Annotated in this window: 25 protein-coding genes; 9 read left to right on the plus strand and 16 right to left on the minus strand. The window is 73.4% G+C overall.

Translation table 11 applies throughout. The features are described from left to right. Window positions 1-24 precede the first annotated feature (24 nt). Both A1QA_RS15520 and A1QA_RS0110110 read right to left on the minus strand, forming a co-directional pair. Entirely contained in the window at window positions 25-1,242 is a 1,218-nt protein-coding gene (locus tag A1QA_RS15520) for a glycerate kinase (RefSeq protein ID WP_082181205.1), read from the minus strand. Continuing rightward, a complete protein-coding gene (locus tag A1QA_RS0110110) occupies window positions 1,239-2,627 on the minus strand; it encodes a dipeptidase (RefSeq protein ID WP_017178790.1) in 1,389 nt (462 codons plus the stop codon). Before A1QA_RS0110110 ends, A1QA_RS15520 begins: the two co-directional genes overlap by 4 nt. A gap of 19 nt (window positions 2,628-2,646) precedes the next feature. Between A1QA_RS0110110 and A1QA_RS0110115 the strand changes: the two genes are divergently transcribed. After that, window positions 2,647-3,264, plus strand: coding sequence for a DUF3043 domain-containing protein (locus tag A1QA_RS0110115; protein ID WP_017178791.1), 618 nt, complete (start codon window positions 2,647-2,649; stop codon window positions 3,262-3,264). Between the two features lie 71 nt (window positions 3,265-3,335). Next, window positions 3,336-4,349, plus strand: coding sequence for an aldo/keto reductase family protein (locus A1QA_RS0110120; RefSeq protein ID WP_017178792.1), 1,014 nt, complete (start codon window positions 3,336-3,338; stop codon window positions 4,347-4,349). 153 nt (window positions 4,350-4,502) lie between these two features. Here A1QA_RS0110120 and A1QA_RS0110125 read toward each other — a convergent pair whose 3' ends face one another. Next, window positions 4,503-5,558: a quinone-dependent dihydroorotate dehydrogenase gene (locus A1QA_RS0110125; protein WP_017178793.1), complete on the minus strand. Its 1,056-nt coding sequence runs from the start codon at window positions 5,556-5,558 to the stop codon at window positions 4,503-4,505. A 92-nt stretch (window positions 5,559-5,650) separates the two neighbouring features. Here A1QA_RS0110125 and ypfJ point away from each other — a divergent pair, with 92 nt between their 5' ends. After that, complete coding sequence (gene ypfJ / locus A1QA_RS0110130; protein ID WP_017178794.1) at window positions 5,651-6,556, plus strand: KPN_02809 family neutral zinc metallopeptidase; 906 nt, start codon at window positions 5,651-5,653, stop codon at window positions 6,554-6,556. A gap of 52 nt (window positions 6,557-6,608) precedes the next feature. Here ypfJ and A1QA_RS0110135 read toward each other — a convergent pair whose 3' ends face one another. The 4 genes from A1QA_RS0110135 to A1QA_RS16775 are packed head-to-tail and all read right to left on the minus strand — an operon-like array spanning window position 6,609 to window position 9,536. After that, a complete protein-coding gene (locus tag A1QA_RS0110135) occupies window positions 6,609-7,886 on the minus strand; it encodes a lysophospholipid acyltransferase family protein (RefSeq protein ID WP_017178795.1) in 1,278 nt (425 codons plus the stop codon). A 47-nt stretch (window positions 7,887-7,933) separates the two neighbouring features. Further along, window positions 7,934-8,884 (minus strand): phosphatidate cytidylyltransferase, encoded by a 951-nt coding sequence (locus A1QA_RS14340; protein ID WP_425265734.1) that lies wholly within the window; start codon window positions 8,882-8,884, stop codon window positions 7,934-7,936. Between the two features lie 10 nt (window positions 8,885-8,894). Further along, on the minus strand, window positions 8,895-9,365 hold the full coding sequence (locus tag A1QA_RS16770; protein WP_341858231.1) for a CDP-alcohol phosphatidyltransferase family protein: 471 nt from the start codon (window positions 9,363-9,365) through the stop codon (window positions 8,895-8,897). A 15-nt stretch (window positions 9,366-9,380) separates the two neighbouring features. Continuing rightward, window positions 9,381-9,536, minus strand: a complete 156-nt coding sequence (locus A1QA_RS16775) for a hypothetical protein (protein ID WP_017178797.1) — start codon at window positions 9,534-9,536, stop codon at window positions 9,381-9,383. Window positions 9,537-9,651: 115 nt separating this feature from the next. Between A1QA_RS16775 and A1QA_RS0110150 the strand changes: the two genes are divergently transcribed. The 5 genes from A1QA_RS0110150 (at window position 9,652) to A1QA_RS0110170 (ending at window position 14,200) form a co-directional block, all read left to right on the plus strand. After that, on the plus strand, window positions 9,652-10,062 hold the full coding sequence (locus A1QA_RS0110150) for a DUF488 domain-containing protein (RefSeq protein WP_017178798.1): 411 nt from the start codon (window positions 9,652-9,654) through the stop codon (window positions 10,060-10,062). Between the two features lie 103 nt (window positions 10,063-10,165). Continuing rightward, window positions 10,166-10,984, plus strand: a complete 819-nt coding sequence (locus A1QA_RS0110155) for a MerR family transcriptional regulator (protein ID WP_017178799.1) — start codon at window positions 10,166-10,168, stop codon at window positions 10,982-10,984. A gap of 113 nt (window positions 10,985-11,097) precedes the next feature. Beyond that, entirely contained in the window at window positions 11,098-12,051 is a 954-nt protein-coding gene (locus tag A1QA_RS0110160) for an ABC transporter ATP-binding protein (RefSeq protein WP_017178800.1), read from the plus strand. Next, complete coding sequence (locus tag A1QA_RS0110165) at window positions 12,048-13,730, plus strand: hypothetical protein (protein ID WP_017178801.1); 1,683 nt, start codon at window positions 12,048-12,050, stop codon at window positions 13,728-13,730. The genes A1QA_RS0110160 and A1QA_RS0110165 overlap by 4 nt, the downstream gene beginning before the upstream one ends. Next, a complete protein-coding gene (locus A1QA_RS0110170) occupies window positions 13,718-14,200 on the plus strand; it encodes a flavodoxin family protein (RefSeq protein WP_017178802.1) in 483 nt (160 codons plus the stop codon). The genes A1QA_RS0110165 and A1QA_RS0110170 overlap by 13 nt, the downstream gene beginning before the upstream one ends. A 110-nt stretch (window positions 14,201-14,310) precedes the next feature. Here the strand turns inward: A1QA_RS0110170 and A1QA_RS0110175 are convergent, their stop codons facing one another. The 8 genes from A1QA_RS0110175 to A1QA_RS0110210 form a co-directional block, all read right to left on the minus strand. Further along, window positions 14,311-14,703 carry a metal-sulfur cluster assembly factor gene (locus A1QA_RS0110175; protein ID WP_017178803.1) on the minus strand — a complete coding sequence of 131 codons (393 nt, stop codon included), beginning with the start codon at window positions 14,701-14,703 and terminating at the stop codon, window positions 14,311-14,313. Window positions 14,704-14,756: 53 nt separating this feature from the next. Then, window positions 14,757-15,221 (minus strand): Fe-S cluster assembly sulfur transfer protein SufU, encoded by a 465-nt coding sequence (gene sufU / locus A1QA_RS0110180; protein ID WP_017178804.1) that lies wholly within the window; start codon window positions 15,219-15,221, stop codon window positions 14,757-14,759. Between the two features lie 5 nt (window positions 15,222-15,226). Beyond that, window positions 15,227-16,591 (minus strand): aminotransferase class V-fold PLP-dependent enzyme, encoded by a 1,365-nt coding sequence (locus A1QA_RS0110185; RefSeq protein ID WP_017178805.1) that lies wholly within the window; start codon window positions 16,589-16,591, stop codon window positions 15,227-15,229. 16 nt (window positions 16,592-16,607) lie between these two features. Next, window positions 16,608-17,357: a Fe-S cluster assembly ATPase SufC gene (sufC, locus tag A1QA_RS0110190; RefSeq protein ID WP_017178806.1), complete on the minus strand. Its 750-nt coding sequence runs from the start codon at window positions 17,355-17,357 to the stop codon at window positions 16,608-16,610. A 68-nt stretch (window positions 17,358-17,425) separates the two neighbouring features. Further along, a complete protein-coding gene (gene sufD / locus A1QA_RS0110195; protein WP_017178807.1) occupies window positions 17,426-18,676 on the minus strand; it encodes a Fe-S cluster assembly protein SufD in 1,251 nt (416 codons plus the stop codon). Window positions 18,677-18,725: 49 nt separating this feature from the next. After that, entirely contained in the window at window positions 18,726-20,165 is a 1,440-nt protein-coding gene (gene sufB / locus A1QA_RS0110200; RefSeq protein ID WP_017178808.1) for a Fe-S cluster assembly protein SufB, read from the minus strand. Further along, window positions 20,162-20,926 carry a helix-turn-helix transcriptional regulator gene (locus A1QA_RS0110205; protein WP_017178809.1) on the minus strand — a complete coding sequence of 255 codons (765 nt, stop codon included), beginning with the start codon at window positions 20,924-20,926 and terminating at the stop codon, window positions 20,162-20,164. The genes sufB and A1QA_RS0110205 overlap by 4 nt, the downstream gene beginning before the upstream one ends. Window positions 20,927-21,151: 225 nt before the next feature. Next, the gene (locus tag A1QA_RS0110210) at window positions 21,152-21,826 is read right to left on the minus strand and encodes an NUDIX domain-containing protein (protein WP_017178810.1); all 675 of its coding nucleotides are present in this window, start codon (window positions 21,824-21,826) and stop codon (window positions 21,152-21,154) included. Window positions 21,827-22,065: 239 nt separating this feature from the next. Here A1QA_RS0110210 and A1QA_RS14350 point away from each other — a divergent pair, with 239 nt between their 5' ends. Further along, window positions 22,066-22,914: an inositol monophosphatase family protein gene (locus A1QA_RS14350; RefSeq protein WP_017178811.1), complete on the plus strand. Its 849-nt coding sequence runs from the start codon at window positions 22,066-22,068 to the stop codon at window positions 22,912-22,914. Here the strand turns inward: A1QA_RS14350 and A1QA_RS0110220 are convergent. Further along, a complete protein-coding gene (locus tag A1QA_RS0110220; protein ID WP_017178812.1) occupies window positions 22,911-24,128 on the minus strand; it encodes a glycosyltransferase in 1,218 nt (405 codons plus the stop codon). The two genes, A1QA_RS14350 and A1QA_RS0110220, sit on opposite strands and share 4 nt — an antisense overlap. Between the last annotated feature and the right edge of the window lie 5 nt (window positions 24,129-24,133).

Below are 24,133 nucleotides of genomic sequence, written 5' to 3' on the forward strand. Positions count from 1 at the left end.
AAGCGCCGCCACGCCGCCGGGGCCTCAGCGGGACCAGGTGCGCGCCAGGCGCTCCCCCATGGCCTCCAGGCGCTGGACGATGCCGGCCGCGCCGCCGTCGGACCACTGGCCGCCCGGCGCCCCCGGGTCGGTGAGCGCGTACTGGGAGACAATGCCCGCCCCGGCGAGCTCGCCCCTGGGAACGGCCGACAGCCCCGCCACGAGGATCGCGGGCAGGGCCAGGCGCGATGCCGCAGTGCCCACCACCTCGGGCACCGAGTCGGCCAGGATGTCGTAGGCCTCCCCGACGGCGGTGACGACCGCATCCACCTCCTCCACGGCCGCGTCGAGACCCAGGAGCCCCGCCGCGACTCGGGCCCCGGGCAGGGCGCGGGCCCCGAGCGCTAGCAGGACCATCGCCGCCCCTCCCCCGGCGCCCGTCCCCCAGGCCGAGGGGCGCGGCTGCCCATCACGGCCAGCCTCCGCGCCCGCGCCGCCGCTCGCCGCCTGGATGAGCGGGAGCGCTCCCGGGCCGGGGGCTCCCCGGCTCGCGCCTGAGGCGAGGGCGGAGGCCTGGGAGCAGGCCTGGCGGTCGAGCTCCTGGATCACCTCCGGGGCGAGGTCGGTGAGGGCGGTCAGGGCCTGCCCCGCGCCGCTCATCCCGCCCAGCGGCAGGGTGTCGGCCAGGGCGAGGACGATGCCGCGACCGGCCAGCAGGCCGCGGGCCCGCTCGGCTCCTCCGAGGGCGTCGAGCAGTCCGGCGCCGCCGTCGTGCGCGGCGGTGCGGGCGAGCCCGACGACGAGCACGTCTCCCTCGCCGGTGCTCTCCAGCGCTTGGCGCAGGGCCTCGCCGAGGCCCCGCGTGCTGCCGCGCTCGGCCTCGATGCCCGCCTCATGGCGATCGGCGGGGACGGGGGCCGTGCTCGCGGCGTCGAGAATCCATGTGGCGCCCGGGGCGGCGCTGGCTCGTGGGCCCGCAGCGCTGGCCGGGGCGAGCCGGAGGAGGCCTGCCCGCCGCTCCTGGCCCAGGGGCCCGGGGGCCTGGAGGACGATCCGGCTCTCGACGACGCTCGGGGGGATCGCCTCGGCGAGGCCGGGGCCGCCGTCGGGGATTGGCAGGAGCGCGAGGGAGTCGTCCGGGCGGGCGCGTACCCAGCCGCGGGCCAGCGCCTCGGCGGCCTCGCGAGCGCCCAGACCGAGCGCGGCGATGGGCGCGCCCCCGGGCTCGGGGCTCATCGCCCCCGGGGCGATGAGGACCCTCATTCCTCGATGGACCCGCCCAGGCGCGCGAGGAGCAAGGCCTCGGAGACGACGATGCGCTCCAGGTCCCCCAGGTGCATCGACTCGTCCTCGCTGTGGGCGCGGGTGTCCGGGTCCTCGATGCCGGTGACGAGGACCTGCGCGTCCGGGAACGTGGACTGGAGAGTGGCGATGAAGGGGATGGAGCCGCCCTGGCCGATGTCGACGGCCTCAGCGCCGAAGCCAGTGCTGAGCGCCCAGTGGGCGGCGCGGCCGGCGGGCGTGTCCGAGGAGCCGTGGAACGCGGGGCCCGCCTCGCGCCCGGTGACGGTCAGGCGCGCGCCGAAGGGCACGTGCGAGGACAGGTGGGCGGTGAGCGCCTCGATCGCCGACTCGGGGTCCTGCCCGGGGGCGATGCGCATGGAGATGCGGGCGGTGCAGGAGGGGGCGAGCACGTTGCCGGAGCGCTCCAGGGGCGTGACGTCCATGCCGATGACGGTGATGGTCGGCTTGGTCCACAGCCGGGCGGTGAGGTCCCCCGTGCCGATGAGCTCGACGCCGGGCAGGACGCCGGCGTCGGCGCGGAAGTCCTCCTCGGAGTACTCGGGGAAGTCGGGCGCGGCGGTCGGCTCGCTCACGAGCCCGGGGACGGCGACGTCGCCCGCGTCGTCGTGGAGCGTGGACACGAGGCGGCACATGGTGGTCACGGCGTCGAGGACCGGGCCGCCGTACTGGCCCGAGTGCAGGGCGTGGTCAAGCACGTCGATGCGGGCGTCGACCTGGACGACGCCGCGCAGCGAGGTGGTGAGCGCGGGGACGCCGACCCTCCAGTTCGAGGAGTCGGCCACGATGATGACGTCGGCGTCGAGGCGGTCGCGGTGGGCGGCGAGGAAGGCCTCGAAGGAGGGAGAGCCGACCTCCTCCTCCCCCTCGATGTAGACCGTCACCGAGCAGGGCAGCTGCCCGCCGCCGAGCTCGCGCAGGATCCGCAGGGCGTGGGGGTGCGTGACGACGCCGGCGCCGTCGTCGGAGGTGCCCCGCCCGAAGAGCCGCTCGCCGCGCTGCTCGGCGACGAAGGGGTCGGCCTGCTGCCAGGCGGAGGGGTCGCCCACGGGCTGGACGTCGTGGTGGGAGTAGATGAGCACGTGCGGGGAGCCCGCGGGCCCCTCGGCGTGGGCGAGGACCGCGGGGCGGCCGGGTGTGCCGTCAGGGCAGTCGACGCTGGTGACCTCCGCCTCCAGCCCGGCGTCGCGAAGGAGGGCGGCCACGTGCTCGGCTGAGCGGAGCACCTCGGCCTGGTCGTGGCTGGAGGCGGAGACCGCGGGGATGGCAACGAGGTCGGTGAGGTCGGAGACGATGGTCGGGAAGGCGTCGCGCACCGCGGCGCGGATGGAGTCGACGGTGATCATGGTTTGCAGGGTAGCGCGGATGAGCCGCTACCCTGAGCCGGTGAAGCTCTTCAAGAAGAACGAGGCTCCCGCCCCCGCTCCCGAGCCCGAGACGACGCTGTCCAAGGCCGTGGGCAAGGGCCGCCCCACCCCCAAGCGCCGTGATGCCGAGGCCAAGGGCCTGCACCCGGTGGTGCCCACGGACCGCCAGGCCGCCAAGCGAGAGGCCCGCGCCAGGCGCGACGAGGCCTGGGAGCGCCAGCGCGTGGCGATGGAGACGGGCGACGAGCGCTACCTGCCCGCCCGGGACAAGGGCCCGGTCAAGCGCTACATCCGCGACTACATCGACGCCCGGTTCTCCGTGGGCGAGTACTTCCTGCCGGTGGCCTTCATCGTCGTCATCCTGGGCATGTTCGGGCAGTCCATGCCGCAGACCATGCTGTGGCTCATGATCGGGCTCTACGCGCTGACCCTCCTCATGATCCTCGACGTCGTCGCCTGCTGGCTCATCCTGCGCCGGCGCCTCGACGCCAAGTTCGGCCGGGAGAAGTGGTCGGGGCAGGGACGGATCTTCTGGTACATCATGTCCCGCTGCGTCTCCATGCGCCGGATGCGCCAGCCCAAGCCGCAGGTGGCCCGCCGCCAGTACCCGAAGTGACGGGCGGGGTCCTGTTCGCTACCGGCACCAGCCCCCTTCCCGCGCCCGGAGCGCGGGGTTAGCGTCAGGCCATGGTCACCTACCGCCACCTGGGCTCCTCCGGACTGAAGATCACCGAGATCACCTACGGCAACTGGATCACGCACGGCTCGCAGGTCGAGGCCGACACCGCGATCGAATGCGTGCGCACCGCGCTGGACCTCGGGATCACGAGCTTCGACACCGCCGACGTCTACGCCAACACCGCCGCCGAGGAGGTCCTCGGGCGGGCCCTGGCGGGCCAGAGACGCGAGTCCCTGGAGATCTTCACGAAGGTCTACTGGCCCATCGGCCCCAAGGGCCCCAATGACGTGGGACTGTCCCGCAAGCACATCATGGAGGGCATCAACGGCTCGCTGAAGCGCCTCGGCGTGGACTACGTCGACCTCTACCAGGCGCACCGCTACGACTACGAGACCCCGCTGGAGGAGACCATGCAGGCCTTCGCGGACGTGGTCCGCGCGGGCAAGGCCCTCTACATCGGGGTCTCGGAGTGGACGGCGGAGCAGATCCGCGCCGGCCAGGAGCTCGCCACCCAGATGGGCTTCCGCCTGGTGTCCAACCAGCCCCAGTACTCCGCCCTATGGCGGGTCATCGAGGACGAGGTCATCCCCGCCTCCACCGAGCTGGGCCTCGGGCAGATCGTCTTCTCCCCCATGGCGCAGGGGGTCCTGTCCGGCAAGTACCTGCCCGGGGCGGAGCCGCCCGCAGGCTCGCGCGCCACGGATGGCAAGGGCGGCAAGGACATGATCTCGCGGTGGATGCGCCCCGAGGTCCTCACCGCCGTCCAGGGCCTGCGTCCCGTCGCCGAGGAGGCGGGGCTGACCATGCCGCAGCTCGCCATCGCCTGGGTCCTGCAGAACCCCGCGATCTCGGCTGCCATCGTGGGGGCCTCGCGCCCCGAGCAACTGCGGGACACGGTGGCCGCCTCCGGCGTCACCCTGGATGAGTCGATCATGACGGCGATCGACGCCGCGCTCGGCGACGTCGTCATGCGCGACCCCGCACGGACCTACACCGTCTCCCCCAACCCGCGCCCGGCCTGATCGGCGGGACGCGGGACCAGCGGGAGGGATGCGGGGGTCGGTTCGCGGGGCTGGCATCGGGTCTGGCGGGAGCGCCTGAGAGCGCCCCAGCGCCCGATGGTGCGGGGGACCGGCCCGCGAACCGATTCCCGCGCCCTCCCGGCAAGCGGTGCCTCAGCGCACGGGGCGGCGGGCGTGGGAGACGGCCAGGGCGCGGTTGATGCGGCCGGGCCAGGCCGGGCCGTTGTAGATGAAGGCGGAGTAGGCCTGCAGGAGGTCCGCGCCGGCCTCGAGCATGAGCTCGGCGTCCATGATCGAGGAGATGCCGCCGACACCGATGATCGTGGGCTCCTCCCCCAGGCGGGCGCGCAGGCGGCGCACGACCTCCAGGGCGCGCGGCAGCAGCGGCGAGCCGGACAGGCCGCCCTCGCCCAGGTCGTGGGCGATCGTCGTGTTCGTGGCCACGACGCCGTCGAGGCCCAGCTCCAGGACGAGGTCGGCGACGGCGTCGATATCCTCATCGGCCAGGTCCGGGGCGATCTTGACCAGGAGCGGGATGCGCCTGCGCGCCGCGGCGTCCCCGGCCTCCCGCACGGCGGAAAGGATGGGCCTCAGCGACTCGACGCTCTGCAGGCTGCGCAGTCCGGGCGTGTTGGGGCTGGAGACGTTGACGACGAGGTAGTCGGCCCAGCGCGCCACGCGGGACGCCGAGTAGCGGTAGTCCTCGACGGCGTCCTCCAGGGCCGTCGCCTTCGTCTTGCCAATATTGGCGCCCACGATGATCGAGCGGCCCCGCTGCGTCGATCGCAGGGCCTTGAGCCGGCGGGCGGCCTCGTCGGCGCCGTCGTTGTTGAAGCCCATGCGGTTGCGGATGGCGCGCATCTCGGGGTAGCGCCACATGCGGGGCTTGTCGTTGCCGGGCTGGGCGTGGGCGGTGAAGGTGCCGACCTCGATGAAGCCGAAGCCGAGCATGTCCAGTCCCTCGACGGCCTTGCCCTCCTTGTCCATGCCCGCCGCCAGGCCCATGATCCCGGGCACCGGACGGGCGAAGGGACCTCCCTGGGAGGCGCTGGGCACGGGCAGGCTCGGGCGGCGCCCCCACATCTGGCGCACGACGTCGCGCACGACGGGGACGCGCCCGGTCAGCTCGATGGCGTCCAGGCACACGTCGTGGATGACCTCGGGGTCGATGCGCGTCAGCACGGTCTTGTAGAGCAGGTCGTAGAGCACGCAACCAGCCTACCCGCGCTCAACCGGTACTCTGGTGCTGTTTCGCGCCGGGAGACGCTGTCTTCCAGTTATCGCACCGCATCGGAGGAACCGTGTCCTTCAACTCTGGCATTGAGCTCGACCCTGACCGGGTCTCAACGCGATCGACGGGGCGCCGCGGCGCCGTCATCGGCGGTGGATCGGTGGTGGCGGTCATCGCTGTCCTGCTGCTCTCCCAGCTCACAGGCGTGGACCTGACCGGCCTGGTGAGCCAGGACAGCGGGCAGGCCTCCCAGACGGGATCGTCCTCGATCGACACCTCGATGTGCACCACGGGAGAGGCCGCGAACACCTACACGCAGTGCCGCATGGTCGCCACGGCCGAGTCCCTGGACGCCGTGTGGGGCGAGCAGCTGCCCGCGCAGGACGGGCGCGCCTACACCAAGCCCGCCTTCGTCCTGTGGGACGGCAGCCAGGTCTCCACCGCCTGCGGGTCCGCCAGCAGCGCCGTCGGCCCCTTCTACTGCCCCGGCGACTCCACCGTCTACCTCGACATGTCGTTCTTCTCCGAGATGGAGTCCCAGCTCGGCGCCAATGACACGCCCCTGGCCGAGGAGTACATCGTCGCCCACGAGTTCGGCCACCACATCCAGAACCTCCAGGGGACGATGGGCACAACCGATCGCTCCGGCACGGGCGCCGACTCCGACTCCGTGCGCACCGAGCTCCAGGCGGACTGCTACGCGGGCACGTGGGTCCACTACGCCGCCACGACCAACGACCCCGAGACCGGCAAGCCCTTCCTCAACAAGCCGTCCGATGAGGAGATCCAGACGGCCCTCAACGCCGCGTCGGCCGTGGGCGATGACCACATCCAGCAGCGCTCCGGCGCGGGCGTCGACTCCGACTCCTGGACGCACGGCTCGTCGGAGTCCCGCGTGCGCTGGTTCAAGACCGGCCTGGAGCAGGGCGATCTCAAGGCCTGCAACACCTTCGCCGTCGACGGCTCCCAGCTCTGAGGACGCTCAGCCACCTCAGAGGCCCCTCACTCCTTGGGGCCGCGGGACGGGCTCAGCGCTCCCAGTGCCGGATGACGCGGCGCAGCAGCACCCCGAAGGTCACGCCCGTGGCGGCCAGGTAGGGGCCGTAGTGCTGGCGGACGAGGTTTCCCAGCGGCTTCTCCGCGATGACGATGAACGCCGTCGAGGCGGCCATCCGCGCAGCCCGTTCGCCCGTGGCGTGGAGGGCGACCCTGCCCAGCGGCAGGTGCCTCTTGCCGGACTCGGCGGCGAAGAGCTTGACGGGGATGCCAGTGAGGGCCTGCATCCAGTAGCCCCTCGGGCCGCGCTCGAGGTACCGGGAGGCGGCCTCGCGCATCGCCGGCCTCGTCCACGGGGCGGGGAGGCGCGCGCCATGCGAGGCGAGGATGTGGCCCAGCAGCACTCCGCTGGCCGATCCGGCGACGACGGCGGCGCCGCGCCTCCACAGCAGGCCGGGCTGGGTGATGCCGAGCCAGACCTGGCTCATTTCCGCCATGACGGGGAAGGACAGGGCCTCGGCCATCCCCCAGACGAACATGATGGCGTCCCCGCGCGCCCCGTTCATCGCCTGCGAGGCGATACTGTGGATATCCGAGACCGGGTAGGGGCGGCGCGGTTCCTCCAGGAGGGCGATGATCTGCGCCCTGGCCTCCTCGCTCACGGCGGCGACGTCGTCACTGGGCTCGATCGGCTCGCCGACGCGCACCTCGACCGGCGAGTAGCGGGGGCGCCCGCCCTTCTTCGGCATGAGCTCGCGTGATCCGACGAGCGCCACGGGGAGCACCGGGATGCCGAAGTCCCGGGCCAGGCGGGCCGCGCCGGAGTGGAAGCGGCCGAGTTCGCCGTCGACGCTGCGCGTGCCCTCGGGGAAGATGAGGACGCTCATGGACTCGGCGACGCGGTCCTGGAGGACGCCCCGCAGCTCCTCGTAGGCCCCCTCGCCGTCGCGGCTGACGGGGTGGGCGCCGAGCAGCCCGCGGGCGACGAGGCGGCGCGAGCGCTTGACGAACCAGTAGTCCTGCGCCGCCACCGTGACGACCCGCATCATGGTCGGCGAAGCGCTCATGAGGGCGATCGTGTCCGCGTGGGAGCCGTGATTGGCGACGACGACGTAGGGCCCGCTCGAGTCGAACTCGCCCTCGACGCGCACGCCGCCGAAGGGCGCGATGACGGCGGACCAGAACTTCTGGCGGGCAACGGCCCGCCACGTCACCTTGGCGGGGGTGCGCACCACCGAGCGCAGGCGGGTCCCGGCCCGGCCGATCTCGACGGCGCCCGGCAGTGTTGTCAGGGAGGATGGCAGCGGCATGGGATCTCCTTCGGGTGGTCGGTCTGTTGGGGTGCTGGCGACGTCGGTCAGGTGCCTGTCAGGCGAGGACGGCGGCGAGTGGGAGGACGAGGAGGAGGGAGTCGACGCGGTCGAGCAGGCCCCCGAAGCCCGGGAGCCAGGCGCCCGCGTCCTTGACGCCGGCGGTGCGCTTGATAAGGGATTCCAGGAGGTCGCCGAGTACGCCGCCCACGCCGATGGCCACGACCGCCCCCCAGGCTCAGCGAGTCGAGCAGGCCCAGGACGATGACGGTGCCGGTGAGCGCGCCCGCCAGGCCGCCGACCGTCTTGTTCGGGGACAGCGGTGAGAGGGGGCGGCGGGCCCAGCCGAAGCGGCGCAGGCCCATTCCCCCGCACCAGGCGGCGACGTCGGCGGCCGCGGCGGCGAAGGCGATGAGGAAGGCGTCATGCCACAGGACCACCAGGTGGGCCAGTGACCAGCAGATCCACACCGAGGCGAAGCCGGTGATGCTCGCCCGGCGCAGCCCGTCGGCGACGTCCCCCTGGAGCACGGCGGGCAGGGCGCATACGAGCACCATCACCGGGGCGAGCGCGAGGAGGCCTGGCCTCAGCCACGCCGCCAGCGGGTAGACCGCCGCGAGGACGAGCAGCAGCAGGGTCTCGGCCCTGGGGAGCCGGGTCAGACGGGCGAGCTCGCGGGTGGCCTGCGCGGCCAGGGCGGCGGCGAGCAGCGCCGTCGTCGCCCGACCCGCCCAGATCGGCAGCCCGACGACGGGCACGATGATCGCCCAGGTCATCCACCTCTTGCGAAGCTCGTCCTTGTGGGACAGCGCCACCGCCACACCACTGATCGCCAGCACCGCGAGGGTGGTGCCGGCCAGGAGCACCGCCCGGCCGGTGAGCGTGAGCCCGATGCCGGGGACGGTGAAGGACCAGGCGCGGTCAGCGGCGAAGAGCCCAGTCGTCGCGCCCTGGGCGGTGGCAGCCGTGACCGCGGGGAGAGTCAGGGGGCTGAGCATGGCGGGCGCCTCATGCCCTGGGGCCAGCGGCCCGCGAGGCCTCAGCGCTTGCCTGGCCGCCGGGCGTGGGCAGCAGGCGGTTCGCGCGAGCCAGCCGCACGCCGGCGGTGAGGAGTGAGTCGGCGATGAGCAGCCATGCGATGGGTGCCAGCCAGGACGGCACGGCGGAGGCGACGACGGCGATGAGGCACCGCTCGGTCTTCCCCAGGGGGCCGCCGTTGAGCCTCGGCGCGCCCGCCCCGGCGGCGGAGAGGCTGATGAAGGTCGGCAGGGTGGCCGCGAGCGCGGCCACGAGCACCAGGCAGACGGTGGCGTGCGAGGCGCCGGTCCGCAGCCCCAGCCCGACGAGCCCTGCCATCATGAGAAGGTCGGAGGCGCGGTCGCCGATCTCGTTGAGGACGAAGCCGAAGGGGCGGGAGACGCCGCGGGCGCGGGCGACGGCGCCGTCGAGGTTGGCGCCTCCCAGCCGGGCGGCCAGCAGGAGGAAGGCGAGCGGTCACCACCCCATGGCGACGGCCCCGGCGCCGAGGGCGCCAGCGACCACTCCTGCGATCGTCCACACGTCCGGGCTGATGCCGCGCCGGACGGAGGCGTTGATGAGGAAGGTCAGCCGACGGGTGTACCAGTGCTTGAGGCCGTAGAGGGAGGGCATATCCCGAGGCTAGCAAGACGGGGGCCGAGGCTGGTGGAAAACGCCTGGCCACCGATGGGGAGCACTGCACACTGGTGCTCTCGCCAGGGGCGCTCCGGGCTCCTAGGGTGGCGCCATGAGTGATTCCTCCCCCGCTGGCCTGCCCGATCCCGCCCATGTGGTGCTCAAGGGGATCCGTGAGGAGCCCAGCGCGGATGATGGGGCGCGCGTCCTCGTGGACCGCCTGTGGCCGCGGGGCGTCTCCAAGGAGCGCGCGGCGCTGGACGAGTGGGCCAAGGACGCGACGCCGTCGACCGCCCTTCGCAGGGCCTTCCACTCCGGGGACCTGCCGTGGCCGGAGTTCGTGGAGGCCTACCGGGCCGAGCTCGCCGATGAGGCGCCGGCGCGGGACGCTGTGGCGCATCTGCGCGAGCTGGCCCTGCGGCGGCGGCTGACGCTGCTCTTCGCCGGGCACGACCACGAGCGGACCCACGCGCGCGTCCTGCGCGAGGCGATCCTCGGCGCGCCCGACCCCGACTTGCCGTAGCCGGGCGCGGCGGCGCCGTCGGCCCTGGCCCAGCGCGGCTGTTTCGGGGCGCGGATCGCGCGTCCGTGGCCCGGCCCGGCCCGCCCCCTGCCAGACTGTGCCCATGCGAGTCGCGGAGATCGCCCGACTGACGGGCACCACCGTGCGCGCGGTGCGCTACTACCACTCCCTCGGGCTGCTTCCCGTGCCGGCCGAGCGCGGGGGCTGGCGGGACTACGACCTGAGCCATGTGGCGCGCCTGTCGCGCATCCGCTGGCTGGTGCGGGCGGGGGTGCCGCTCGGCGCGGTCGCCCGCGTGCTCGACGGCGCTGAGGCGACGACGTCGCCCCAAGGGCCCGCCACCGATGCCGACGCCGAGGGCGACCAGGTGACCCGCGACCTCGCCGCCGCGCTGGCCTCGGCCGAGGCCCACCTGGAGGAGGCCATCGCCCAGCGCGACATGCTCGCCTCGCTCCTGGAGCGGTCCAAGGAGGGCATGTCGGTGAGCCCCATGCCCCAGCGGATGGCCGCCTTCTTCGACCGGATGGAGGCGGCGGCCCCGGACGAGCGGACCCGGTCGGCGGTGAGGGCGGATCGCGACGCCGTCGACCTCGCCTGCTACCGGGGCCAGATGCCCCCGGAGGCCGAGCTCCTCTTCCCCGATCCCGACGCCGAGGACGACGCCGCCACCCTGGCCGCCTATGGGAGGGCGGGCGAGGGGATGAGCCAGGAGGAGGTCGAGGCGACGGCCGCCGAGATGGTCCGCCGCCTCATCCGGCGCGTGGAGCCCGAGCGCCTCCGGGTCCTGGCCAGGTCCGCGGATCGGGAGGCCATCCACATGGTCTTCGAGCTGTTCGCCTCCTTCGAGCAGCTGGGCACCGAGTACGCCCTCGCCATGGAGCGCCAGCTCCTCCAGGCGATCGACGACTGGTCGCAGGACTGAGGCCGAGGCCGGCCGAGCGGGCCGCGGCGTCACGCGCGCGGCTCGCCTCCTGGGCCCGCCACCTCGGGATGGCGCTTGCGTGCGACGCGGCGTCGCACCCGACCCTAAAGGGCATGAGCGATTCAGACTCCCCCGCTGTCGAGGCCACCGGCCTGGTGAAGGCCTTCGGCCGCCTGAGGGCCCTCGACGGCCTCGACCTGCGCGTGCCGGCCGGCAGGATCCATGGCTTCCTCGGGCCCAACGGAGCGGGCAAATCCACGACCATCCGCGTGCTGCTCGGCATGTACCGGCGCGACGCGGGCAGCGCGCGGGTGCTCGGCCTCGATCCCGCGCGCGACGCAGCGGCGATCACAAGGAGATGCGCCTATGTGCCCGGCGACGTCGCCCTGTGGCCCTCGCTCACCGGCGGCCAGACGCTCGACGCCCTCGCGGGCATGCGCGGCGCCCGGGACGCCCGCCGGGAGGCCGAGCTCATCGAGGCCTTCCGCCTCGACCCCTCCAAGCCCGTGCGCTCCTACTCCAAGGGGAACAGGCAGAAGGTCATGCTCGTGGCGGCCCTCGCGGCGCCCTGCGACCTGCTCATCCTCGACGAGCCGACCTCGGGGCTCGATCCCCTCCAATCAGAGGTCTTCGTCGGGGCCGTGCGCGACGCGGCGGGGCGCGGCCGGAGTGTCCTCATGTCGAGCCACATCATGGCCGAGGTCGATCGGCTGTGCGACTCGGTGACGATCATCAAGGACGGCCGCGCCGTCGAAACCGGGTCCATGTCCGAGCTGAAGCACCTGCGGGCCTCCCGCATCACCTGCCGCCTACCCCGACATGCCCGGGCAGGCCAGCCGCTCGGGGGATCTCCTCCTGCCCGGCTCCGCAGCGACCCCTCCCCCAGCGGCGAGGAGCGCCCCTGGCCCGAGCCCGACGCGGACGGCGTCGTCACCACCTCCGTGCCCACCGATGAGGCGCCCGAGATTCTGCGTGCCCTCATCGAGGCCGGCGCCCACGAGATCACCTGCGCGCCAGCGTCGCTCGACGAGGTCTTCCTCGAGCACTACCAGGGGGAAGCGCGATGAGCCAGCGCCGCCGTCAGACGCGCGGGTGGGCCGCCCATGCCGGGCTGCGCCTGCGCTCGGAGCGCGCCTGGCTCCTCGTACTGCCCGCGGCTGTCCTCGTGCTCACCGCGATCCTGTGCCCCTCCTACGCCACCACCTACTCCAGCCAGGCCGCGATGGCCCGGGCGGTGGCGTCGGCGCGCGCCAATGACACCGTGCTCCTCCTCTACGGGCGCCTGGCCAGCGGCGCCGATCCCGTCCAGATCGCCGTCTGGGAGCTGGGGGCGATGACCTGCCTGGGGCTCGGCGTCGTCGTCGTGCTCCACACGGCGGCCATCGCGCGGGGCGAGGAGGACCAGGGGCGTGCCGAGATCCTGCACTCCGTCTCCGTGGCGCCGGCGCGCCGCGTCCTGGGGCAGGCGCTCGTACTCGCCCTTCTCAGCGCGCTCATCGGGATCGGCGCGGGCACGGGCCTGCTCGCGCTCGACGGCGCCAGCCCCGCCGACGCGCGTGCCTACGGGGCAGCGGTGGGCCTGACCTGCCTCGTGCTCGCCGCGCTCACGCATCTCGCGGCGCAGTTGGCCTCCGACCGCACCGCGGCGCGGGGGCTGGGGCTGGCGATCCTGGCAACGGCGTTCCTCGCCTACGGGCTGTCCTGCTCCAGGGACTGGGAATGGGCGGAGCTGGCTGGCGGGGCGTCCCCCTTCGCGCTTCGCGAGGCCCTCGCGCCAGGCGGGGGCGATCACTGGTTGCCCGCGCTGTGGGCGGGGTGCGCGTGGGTCCTCCTCGTTACCCTCACCGCCCTGGCGGCCGGCCGCAGGGACCTGGGGCAGGGCCTCATGACGATCCGCGCGCCCTGGGCGGGGCGCCCCCTGGAGGTGAGCGGCCCCGTGCCCCTGGCGCTGCGGCTCTGCCTGGGCAGCATCATCGTGTGGGCCCTCGCGCAGGCGGCAGCGGGGTGGCTCCTCATCGATATGGGCAGCCCGCTTGTCAAGCGGGCCCAGGAGGGCGCGTTCTCGGCCAACAGCGCCATGGGGGCGATTCTCAGCCGTGGCGATGGTCCCGCCGAGGCCTACGTGGGCTATGCAGGCTCCCTCATCGGCGCGCTGGCCGCGCTGCAGGCGGTGGGACTGGCCAGCCGAGCGGGGGCAGAGGAGCTGGCAGGGCTGGCGGAGGCGCTGGTTGCGACCGGTATCCGGCCAGTGCGGCTCCTGCTCGCCTGGTGGCTCGCGGCGGTGGCGGCCTCGGGTCTTGCCCTGTGCTGCGCCGCCGGGGCGGCGGCGCTCATCGGGCACGACGCGCTGGGGCTCAGCAAGGGCGATGCGATCCGGCTGGTGGCCGGGCAGTGGCCCTCCGCGATCGCAGTTGCCTCGGTGGCCTCCTTGATCTGCGCGCTCGGGCCCCGATGGCGCGGGGCGTCATGGCTGCCGCCGTTGATCTGCGTCGGTCTCATCCAGTTCCAGGGCACGCTCGATGTGCCGGAGCGCCTGCGCGATGCCAACCCGTTGGCGCAGGCCGGCCGCACCGGCTCGTGGTGGCTGCTCGCCGCCTCCGTCGTGGCGATCGTCATCGCCGTCGCCCGCGCGAGGCGCCGTGACCTCGCGCTGGCGGTCTCCTCCCATAGGCGCCCCCGCCATCGGCATGAGCCCCAGGCGCCAATCCCGCTTCATCGAGAGGAAGAACAACCATGGACGCACTGATCGTCGTCGAGTCCTGCTTCGGCTCCACCCGCGCCGCCGCCGAGGAAATCGCGCGGGGGCTGCGCGAGGAGGGCGTGGGCGCCGTCGTCCTGGCACCGCGCCAGGCCAGCGCCGAGGCGATCGCCGGCGCCGGGCTCATCGTGCTCGGCGCGCCGACGCACAACCGGGGACTGCCCACCCCGAAGTCCCGCGGCAGCGCCGTCGACCGCGGCGGGACGGCGGAGAGCACGGGGATGCGGGAATGGCTCGCGACGACGAGCCTGCCGACCGGCGCGCGCGTCGCGGCCTTCGACACGGTGACGGGGCGCGGCTGGATCAACGGCTCAGCGGCCAAGCAGGCCGTGAGGCTCGCGCGCCGCCGGGACGCCGTCGTCCGCAGTTTTCTCGTGAGGACGGGCAGCCACAAGGGCCTCGCCGATGGCCAGGCCGCACTGGCCCGGGCCTGGGGAGCCGAGCTGGCGCGCGGTTGAGCCCTGCGCCCACGGGCGCAGTGGTCCTCAGAATCTCGCCGTGCTGTTCGCCCGGTCTCGCGGTGCTGATCGCCCGGTCTCGGTGGGCAAAGGGGAGGCGGAGGAAAGGGTCAGACGTTGAAGCCGAGGGCGCGCAGCTGCTCGCGGCCCTCGGGGGTGATCTTGTCCGGGCCCCACGGCGGCAGCCACACCCACTGGATGCGCACCTTGTCGGCGATGAGGGACAGGGCCTGCTGGGCCTGCTCCTCGATGACGTCGGTGAGCGGGCAGGCGGCGGTCGTCAGCGTCATATCGAGGACCACCGTGCCATCGGGGTCGAAGGAGACGCCGTAGAGGAGACCCAGGTCCACCACGTTGATCCCGAGCTCCGGGTCGATGACGTCGCGCAGCGCCTCCTCGACGGCGGCGACGTCCACGGGCGCCGCTGGGGCGGGCGCGTGCTGGGCGGCCATCGGGTTCGCGGTGCCGGGCTCGGCCGGGGCGGCGGTCGGGTTGTCGGTCATGGTCCCTCCTGGGGCGTGTGAGAGGTCGTTGGGGCGGTGAGGAGCCGGCTGGATCAGTCCTCGACGGCGGGCAGGGCGATACCCGCCTGGGCGAGCGCGTCCTTGAGGGCCATCCAGCCCAGGAGCGCGCATTTGACGCGGTTGGGGTACTTCGAGACGCCCTCCAGGGCGGCGGCGTCCTCGAGGTCGTCGAGGACGGCGTCGTCGACACCCCGCCCGCGCGAGTGCATGAGCTCATCGAAGTCGCGGGACAGGCGGGCCACGGTTGCCAGATCCGCGCCGTCGACGAGGTCGTGCATGATCGAGATGGAGGCCTGGGAGATCGAGCAGCCCTCGCCCTTCCAGCCCAGGGCCACGAGGCGCCCGTCCTCAACGGTGAGCCCCAGGTCCACCTCGTCCCCACAGGTGGGGTTCACCTGGTGGCTGAGGCTGGCCGGCTCGGCGGGCAGGCCCTCGCCGTGGCGCTCGCGGGAGTGGTCGAGGATGACCTGCTGGTAGAGTTGGTCGAGGTCGTTCATGGTGCTCACCTCCGGAAGTAGGACTGGACACCGGCCGCGGCCTCGAGGAAGCGGTCGATCTCCTCGATGGTGGTCGTCGGGCCGAAGGACACGCGCGAGGAGGCGTGGATCCCGAAATGGGCGTGGATCGGCTGGGCGCAGTGGTGGCCGGTGCGCACGGCCACGCCAGCGGCGTCGAGGACCTGGCCGACGTCGTGCGGGTGGACGCCCTCGATGGTGAAGGCGATGACGCCGAGGCGGTCGGCGGCGGAGTCGGGTCCGATGATGCGCAGGCCGGGGACGCGCCTCATGCCGTCGAGGGCATGGGCGGTGAGCCCCTCCTCGCGGGCGCGCAGCCGGTCCATCCCGAGGATCCCGAGGTAGTCGACGGCGGCGCGCCAGCCGGCGGCCTGGGCGAGGGGCTGGCTGCCGGCCTCGAAGCGCGCCGGGGGCGGCATGTAGGTGGAGGACTCCATGGTGACGACCTCGATCATGGAACCACCGGTGAGGACCGGCGGCATCGCGTCGAGGAGCTCCTCGGTGGCCACGAGCGCGCCCACGCCGGTGGGCCCGCACATCTTGTGGCTGGACAGGGCGATCGCGTCGACGCCGGCCGCCGCCAGGGCCGTGAAGTCGAGGGGCATGTGCGGCGCGGTCTGGCAGGTGTCCAGCACGACGATCGGCTCGCGCCCCGCGGCGCTTCCCGCGGCCCGCGCGGCGTCGAGGACGGGGGCCAGCGGCGCGATGGCGCCGGTGACGTTGGAGGCGTGGCCGAGGGCGAGGACCCGGGTTCGGGCGGTGAGGACGTCGAGGCCCGCCAGGTCGATGCGGCCCGCGCCGTCGAGGTCGAGCCAGCGCAGGGTGGCGCCGGTGCGCGCGCACAGCTCCTGCCAGGGCACGAGGTTGGCATGGTGCTCGGCGCGGGTGACGACGACCTCGTCCCCCGGCCCGAGGGCGAGCCGGCGGGCGGGATCGGAGGCGGGCGCGGCCCCGGGCCCCCCGGCAGCGGGGCGGCCGAGGCTGGCGTGCCCGATGGCCAGGGCCACGAGGTTGATCGCCTCGGTGGCGTTCTTCGTGAAGACGAGCTGGGAGGCCCGGGCGCCCACGAAGGCGGCGACGGCCTCGCGGGCGTCCTCCAGTGAGGCGGTGGCCTCATCGGCGAGCTGGTAGGTGGAGCGCCCGGCCGCGCCGTTGCTCATCCGGTAGAACCGAAACTCGGCGTCGAGCACGCACTGCGGCTTCTGCGCGGTGGCGGCCCAGTCGAGGTAGGCGAGCTCCTGCCCGTTGCGCGCGGGGCGCGCCAGGTAGGGGAAGTCCTTGCGGGCGCGGGCCACCTCCGCCGGGCTCAGCGGCTCGGCGGCGGGTACCTGGGTCGGAATGGGGGCGCTCATGATCGGCTCATTCTGCTCACTTGAGGTAGCGGTCGTAGCCCTCTTCCTCGAGCCGGTCGGCCAGGTCGGGGCCGCCCTGCTCGGCCACGCGGCCGTCGACGAACACGTGGACGAAGTCGGGCTTGATGTAGCGCAGGATCCGCGTGTAGTGCGTGATGAGGAGGAATCCGGCGTCGGAGGCCTCGTGCAGGCGGTTGACGCCTTCGGAGACGATGCGCAGCGCGTCGACGTCGAGACCGGAGTCGGTCTCGTCGAGGACGGCGAAGCGGGGCTTCAGCAGCTCCATCTGGAGGATCTCGAAGCGCTTCTTCTCACCGCCGGAGAAGCCGGCGTTGACGTCGCGTTGGTTGAATGAGGGGTCCATGCGCAGGCGCTCCATGGCCGAGGAGACCTCGCCGACCCACTGGCGTACCTTGGGGGCCTGGCCGTCGATGGAGGTCTTGGCGGTGCGCAGGAAGTTGGCCACGGACACGCCCGGGACCTCCACGGGGTACTGCATGGCCAGGAAGAGGCCGGCGCGGGCGCGCTCGTCGACGCTGAGGGAGAGCAGGTCCTCGCCGTCGAGGAGGACCTGGCCGTCGGTGACCTCGTAGTCGGGGTGGCCGGCGATGGAGTAGGCCAGGGTGGACTTGCCCGAGCCGTTGGGGCCCATGATCGCGTGGATCTCATCGGAGGCGATGGTCAGGTCGACGCCCTTGAGGATGGGCTTGGGGCCGTCGTTGGTGGCGACCTGGACGTGGAGGTTCGTGATCTGGAGAGTGCTCATGAGTTTCTTCTGCTGCCTTCTGGTGCCTGGTGGAGGTGCGGCTTGCGCGGGGTGTCGGGGGTCGGGGCTCAGGGCCGCTCGTCGGCTGGGGCGCCCGGCCCCGCCTGGATGAGGCCGGTGAGCTCGAGCTCGTGCTCGATGGCGGTCATGAGGCGCTCCTCGACCTCGGGCACGCCGATCTCGGAGACGATCTCGTTGAAGAAGCCCAGGACGACGAGCCGGCGGGCCTCGCGCTCGGGGATGCCGCGGGCTCGCAGGTAGAACAGCTGGGCGTCGTCGAAGCGGCCGGTGGCCGAGGCGTGCCCGGCGCCCTCGATGTTGCCGTTCTCGATCTCCAGGTTGGGGATCGAGTCCGCCTTGGCGCCCGGGGTGAGCACGAGGTTGCGGTTGAGCTCGTAGGTGTCGGTGCCGCGCGCTCCTGCCCCGATGAGGCAGTCCCCCACCCACACGGCGTGGGCGGCGTCGCCCTGGAGGGCCCCCTTGTAGGTGACGCGGGAGTAGCAGTGCGGCTCGGTGTGCGCCACGTAGGGACGGTGCTCCTGGTGCTGGCCGGCGTCGGTGAAGTAGACGCCGTAGGCGTCGATGCGCCCGCCCTCGCCGGAGAAGCCGAGGTCCGGGGCGATGCGCGTGTCCCCGCCCAGGGAGACGACGACGTGCTTGAGCGCGCCGCCCCCCTCGACGCGGGCACGGTGGTTGGAGGCGTGGACGGCGGCGTCGTCCCATCCCTGGACGGTGACGACGGTGAGGTCCGCGCCGTCGCCGACGACGATCTCCACGCCCTGGGTGAGGGCCGCGGTCCCGGTGTGGTCGAGGATGACGGTGCCGGCCGAGCCGGGCTCGGCGGTGATGAGCAGGTGCTGGGAGGTGGGGCGCGCCAGCCCGGCGTCGTCGCCCTGGATGGCCACGCGCACGGCGCGGTCGAGGCGGGCCCCGGCGCCGAGCGTGATGGCGGTGGCGCTCTGGAAGGCCGCCCAGGCGACGACGCCGGTGCGGTCCACGGGCGCGCCGACCGCGCCGAGGCGGGCGTCGTCCCGGGCGATCTCCTCGACGACGGCGCCCGCGGGGGCGTCGACGCTCATCGTCACTCCGCCGGCGCGAGTGCCCGCGGCGACGGCGTCGAGATCGAACAGGGGGGCGAAGCGCTTGATCGGGGTGAAGCGCCATTCCTCCTCGCGCCCGCCGGGCACGGGGATGTCCGCGGGGTCGAAGGAGGTGGGGCGGTCGGCCCGGGAGGCCACGTAGCGCGGCTGCTGGGCGGCGCCGTGGCTGTGGGCGCCCTGGGCGGTGGCGCGCGAGTGGTCGGTGCGCAGGTCGGTCATGTCGTGCTCCTGATCGGGGTGGGGTGATGGTCTCGGCGCGGCGGGGCCGTCAGCCGACCGAGTTCTCCATCTGGAGCTCGATGAGGCGGTTGAGCTCGAGGGCGTACTCCATGGGCAGCTCGCGGGCGATGGGCTCGACGAAGCCGCGCACGATGGTGGCCATCGCCTCGGTCTCGGTCAGCCCCCGCTGCATGAGGTAGAAGAGCTGGTCCGCGCTGACCTTGGAGACGGTCGCCTCGTGGCCCATCTCGACGTCGTCGGTGCGCACGTCCACGTAGGGGTAGGTGTCCGAGCGGGAGATCTCGTCGACCAGCAGGGCGTCGCACAGCACGTTGGACTTGGAGTGGCGCGCGTTCTTCATGATCTGCACCAGGCCCCGGTAGGCGGAGCGGCCGCCGTGGCGGGCGATGGACTTCGAGACGATGTGGCTCGAGGTGCGCGGCGCCATGTGGACCATCTTGGCGCCGGTGTCCTGGTGCTGGCCAGCGCCGGCGAAGGCGATGGACAGGGCCTCGCCGCGGGCGTGGGGGCCCATGAGGAAGACGGCGGGGTACTTCATGTTGCGCTTGGAGCCGATGTTGCCGTCGACCCACTCCATGGTGGCGCCCTCGGCGCAGGTGGCGCGCTGGGTGACGAGGTTGTAGACGTTGTTCGACCAGTTCTGGATGGTCGTGTAGCGCACGCGGGCGTTCTTCTTGACGATGATCTCCACGATCGCCGAGTGCAGGGAGTCGGTGGAGTAGATCGGGGCGGTGCAGCCCTCGACGTAATGGACGTAGGAGTCCTCGTCGGCGATGATGAGCGTGCGCTCGAACTGGCCCATGTTCTCGGTGTTGATGCGGAAGTAGGCCTGGAGCGGGATCTCGACGTGCACGCCCTTGGGGACGTAGATGAACGAGCCCCCGGACCACACGGCCGTGTTGAGGGCGGCGAACTTGTTGTCGCCCGCGGGGACGACGGTGCCGAAGTACTCGCGGACCAGCTCGGGGTACTCGCGCACGGCGGTGTCGGTGTCGACGAAGATGACGCCCTGCTCCTCCAGGTCGCCGCGGATCTGGTGGTAGACGACCTCGGACTCGTACTGGGCGGCGACGCCGGCCACGAGCCTCTCGCGCTCGGCCTCGGGAATCCCGATGCGGTCGTAGGTGGCCTTGATGTCCTCGGGCAGGTCGTCCCAGGAGCTGGCGGGCCGGTCCGTGGAGCGCACGTAGTACTTCACGGAGTCCATGTCGAGCTGGGACAGGTCCACGCCCCAGGTGGGCATGGGCTTGCGCTCGAAGGTCTCATAGGCCTTGAGGCGCTTGGCGAGCATCCACTCCGGCTCGCCCTTGATCGCGGAGATCTCCCGGACCACCTGCTCGTCGAGGCCGCGCTTGGCGTTGGCGCCGGCCTCGTCGGAGTCATGCCAGCCGAAGTCGTAGGACGCCGAGATCGAGTCGATGATCTCGTCGTCGCTGCGCATGGCGGGCTCGGTCGTGGTTGACGTCATCGGGTTCCTTCCGTTCGCTGGGGCCGGTTGCCCCGCGTGTGGGCGATGGTCCGCGCGGCGCGCTTGCGCAGCGCGGGCATGACGATGGGCACGTGCGTGGTGCACACGTGGTCTCCCCCGGCCAGGGTGGCCAGGCGCTGGACGGGCACGCCGAGCAGGCGGGAGAAGGCCTGGGTCTCGGCGTCGCACAACTCGTGGAACTGCCCGGCGACATCGCGCACCGGGCAGTGGCCCTGACAGAGCTGGACGGCGAAGGTGCCGTCGCCGACATCGCGGATCGTGGCGGCGTAGCCGTCCATGGACAGGGCATCGGCCAGGGCGAGGGCGCGGTCCGCGGGATCCTTGCCGGCAGCCTCGACGACGCGCATGTAGCGGCGCTCGAGGTCCCGCCCGCGCGAGGCGGCGAAGGAGCCAACGGCCTTGTCCCCCGCGACCTGGGAGAGGTAGCTGAGCGCCCGGGCGGCGAGGTCGGAGTAGCCCTCGCCGAGGTTCGTGCGCGCCGACGCCGTGGCGACGTAGTGGCGCGCTGGGCGCCCGCGGCCGCGCTTGCCCACACCGGTGGGGGTGTGGACGGCGATCTGGCCGTTGTCCTCCAGGGCGGTGATGTGGCGGCGCACGGCGGCCGGCGTGAGGTGGAGGATGCTGGCGAGCTGCGCGGCGGAGACCGGGCCCTTCTCCACGATGAGGTCGAGGACCTTGGCGCGGGTGGACTCGTCGTCGGCGGGAGCGCCTGGACTGGCAGGACCCGTGGTCGAACTCATCGGACTCATGCTTCCCCCTCTCCTGTCCCTCGCTCTGCGCGCGGGCGCCGCCGGGGCGCCCGGGGCGCCGTCGGCCTGGCACCCATTTTAAGCATCATTTTTGTGCCCAAATTGGTGTGATGCAACTTGACGGCGCCGTGTCTTCACGTGGCGTGGCGCACGGATGGCCGGGTGGGAGGGAGGGATCGGTGGCGACGCGCGAGGGCCGGAAGTCCTACGCGCGCCTCACATGCTCTCGGGGCTGCGCAGCCAGGGGGCGCCGGCGGGGCGCAGCCCCTCGTAGCCGCGAGTCCGCGCGCGCTCGGCGGCGAGGACCCCGGCGACGGTGGAGGGGTTGTGGAGGCGCCCGCCCATGACGGCGTCGAGGACGTCGTCGAAGCGGAACCAGGTGGGCTCGAACTCAGCCTCCTCGGCCTCGCGCGCGGTGCGCTCCTCGACGGGGATCGGGGCGAGGTCCCGGGCGAGGAAGCAGCGCACGCCCTCGGTGGTGAAGCCGGGCGAGGCGTAGAAGTCGACGAGCGTGTCCCACCGCTGCGCGGCGTGATCGGTCTCCTCGGCGAGCTCGCGGGCGGCGGCGATGGCCGGGTCCTCGCCGGGGATGTCGAGCAGGCCCGCGGGGATCTCCCACAGGGCGGCCCGCACGGGGTGGCGGTACTGGCGGACCATGAGGATCTCGGCCGCCCCGTCGGGCTGGGAGGAGTCGTCGCCCTCGCGCAGGGCGATGATGCTGACGGCGTCGTGATGGGCGATCGTCTGGCGGCGGATGGGCTCGGAGGCGCCCGGGGCCGAGGACAGGCGGATCATCTCGTCGTCGACGGCGCAGATGGGGCCGGTCCACACGCGCTGGGTGCTGAGCACCTCCCGGGTGTCGCGCTCGTCGGCGGGGTTCTCGTGGGTCATGGGGGTCTCCCTCGGGTCAGCGATCGCCCCCATTGTGCCCCCGTCCGCTCCCTCACCCCGCCCTCCCCATGCGCGAGACCGGGCGAACAGCACCGCGAGATTCTGAATTCTCAGGCAGTCTCGCATCTCGGCGTGCTGATCGCCCGGTCTCGGCGTGCTGATCGCCCGGTCTCGACGCGGATAGAATCGGGGGCGGCTGGCGGCGGTGTCGGCGACGGCGGAGCCGGCGAGGAGGAGCGATGAGCACGACAGGACTGGACCTGGACTCACTGCTGGGCGCGGCGCGCGAGGCCGTCCTCGCCGCGGCGGCGCTCGCCCTCGACCCGGGCGGCGAGCTGCGCGTGGAGACCAAGCAGAACGACAAGGACCTGGTCACCCAGGTCGATCGGGGCGCGGAGCGGATCGTCGCCGAGCGCATCACGCCCACCGGCATTCCGCTGCACGGCGAGGAGGAGCACCGCGTCGAGGGATTCGAGGCCCATTCCGGCCCGGCCTGGGTGGTCGACCCGATCGACGGCACGACGAACTACGTGGCCACGCACCGCGACTGGGCGGTGTCCCTCGCCCTCGTCGACGGCGGCGCCCCCGTGGTCGCGGCACTCGCCGACCCTGTGGCGGGCCGCCTCATGACGGCTGTCGCCGAGCGCGGGGCCTGGGTGGGGCCGCTGCGGGCGGCCAGCGACGCCGACGAGCCGATCCCCCCGGCGCCCGATCTGCCGCTGGAGCGCGGCGCGGCGATCGTCCCCTTCAGCGCGCTTGGGGGCGTGCCCGGTGCCGACGGCGTCGCGGGCGCCGCGCTGGCGGCCCGCGCCTACGGCTCTGCGGCCCTGGAGATCGCTGAGGTGGCAAGGGGCACAGCGGTGGCCTTCCTGCACGGCGGGCTCAAGCCCTGGGACATGGCGGCGGCGGTCCTCCTGGCCCGTGAGGCGGGCGCGCTCGTCACGCGCGCCGATGGATCCCCTCTCGACGTGCGCCGCGCCGGCTCCGTGCTGGCGGCCACGCCCACTGCGCACGCCCAGGTCCTGGAGATCCTCGCCGGCGCCCGCGGCCGCGCCGAGGCGGCGGGCGAGCCGGGGCCTCGCGATTAGCGGCCGGGGGCCAGGACGGCGCCCAGCTGCGCGAGGAGGTCCGCGACGGTGGGGAGCCGCGCGGCGGCAGCCCTCGCCCGCTCTCGCCAGGCATCCCGGGCGTCGGGGTCGGCGAGGAGGCGGCCGACGGCGTCAGCGATGGACTGGGCCTCGGGCGCCACGAGGATGGCGCCCCCGCGCGCGGTGACGCCCGTGCCCCCGACATCGGTGGCGACGATGGCGGCGCCCGCGCGCAGCGCCTCCTGGATGGTGAGCGGCTGCCCCTCCCACAGGCTGGTCTGGACGACGGCGTCAGCGCTGGCCATGAGCGCCGGGGCGTCGTCGCGCCGCCCGAGCAGGGCGACCGGCAGGCCCTCGGCGTCGATACGGGCCTGGAGGGTGCCCCGCAGCGGACCCTCCCCCGCGATGAGCCAGGTCGGGGCGGGGCCGCCGCCCTCAGCGCGGCGGGTGAGGATCGAGGCGGCGTCGAGCAGGAGGTCGAGGCCCTTCTGGGGGGCCAGGCGGGCGACGGTGAGGATGACGGGGCCGTCGCCGCTCGCGCCCGGAAGGGCCTCGGCCGCTCCGGGGACGCTCAAAGCGCGGCTGCCCGAGTCACTGTCTGGGGCGCTGTCCGGGCCTGCGCCACCCGCGGCGCCCTCTCCCCGCCCCGGCGCCGTCTGCGGCGCGGGGATGACGGCGAGCCGGGCGCTGGCCGCCCCACGGGCGCGGGCACGCTCGACGAGGTCGGGGCTGACGCCGAGGACGACGTCGGCCCTCCTGGCCACGAGGGATTCGAGCCCATTCCCGATGAGCCGGGTGAGGCGCCCACCGACGGGGAGGTTGTGGAGGGTGACGACCAGGCGCGCCCGCCCGCTCCGGCGCCGGCCGAGCGCGAGGGCGGCCACTGAGCCCGCCCGCAGACCGTGGGCGTGGACAACGTCGGCCCCCCGGGCGAGGGTGGCCAGGCGGCGCACCACGGAGCGGTCGGAGGGCGAGGGGCGGGGGCCGATCTCGAGGGGGGCGCGGCGGGCGGCGCCGGTGTCGAGGCCGTCGAGGACCGCCGTCGGGGCGGCGACGACCACCCCGTGCCCGGCGGCGGTGAGCGTGCGGGCGCATTGCCCGAGGTGGGCGCGCACTCCCCCGGCGGCGCTGCCGCTGACCTCGATGACGCGAATGGCTTCCCCCGTCGCGCCCGTGGCCCCAGCGGGCCCAGTTGATCCCGTCGTCCCGGTCATACCGG

The organism is Actinomyces timonensis DSM 23838, assembly GCF_000295095.1.
GTDB lineage: Bacteria > Actinomycetota > Actinomycetes > Actinomycetales > Actinomycetaceae > Actinomyces > Actinomyces timonensis.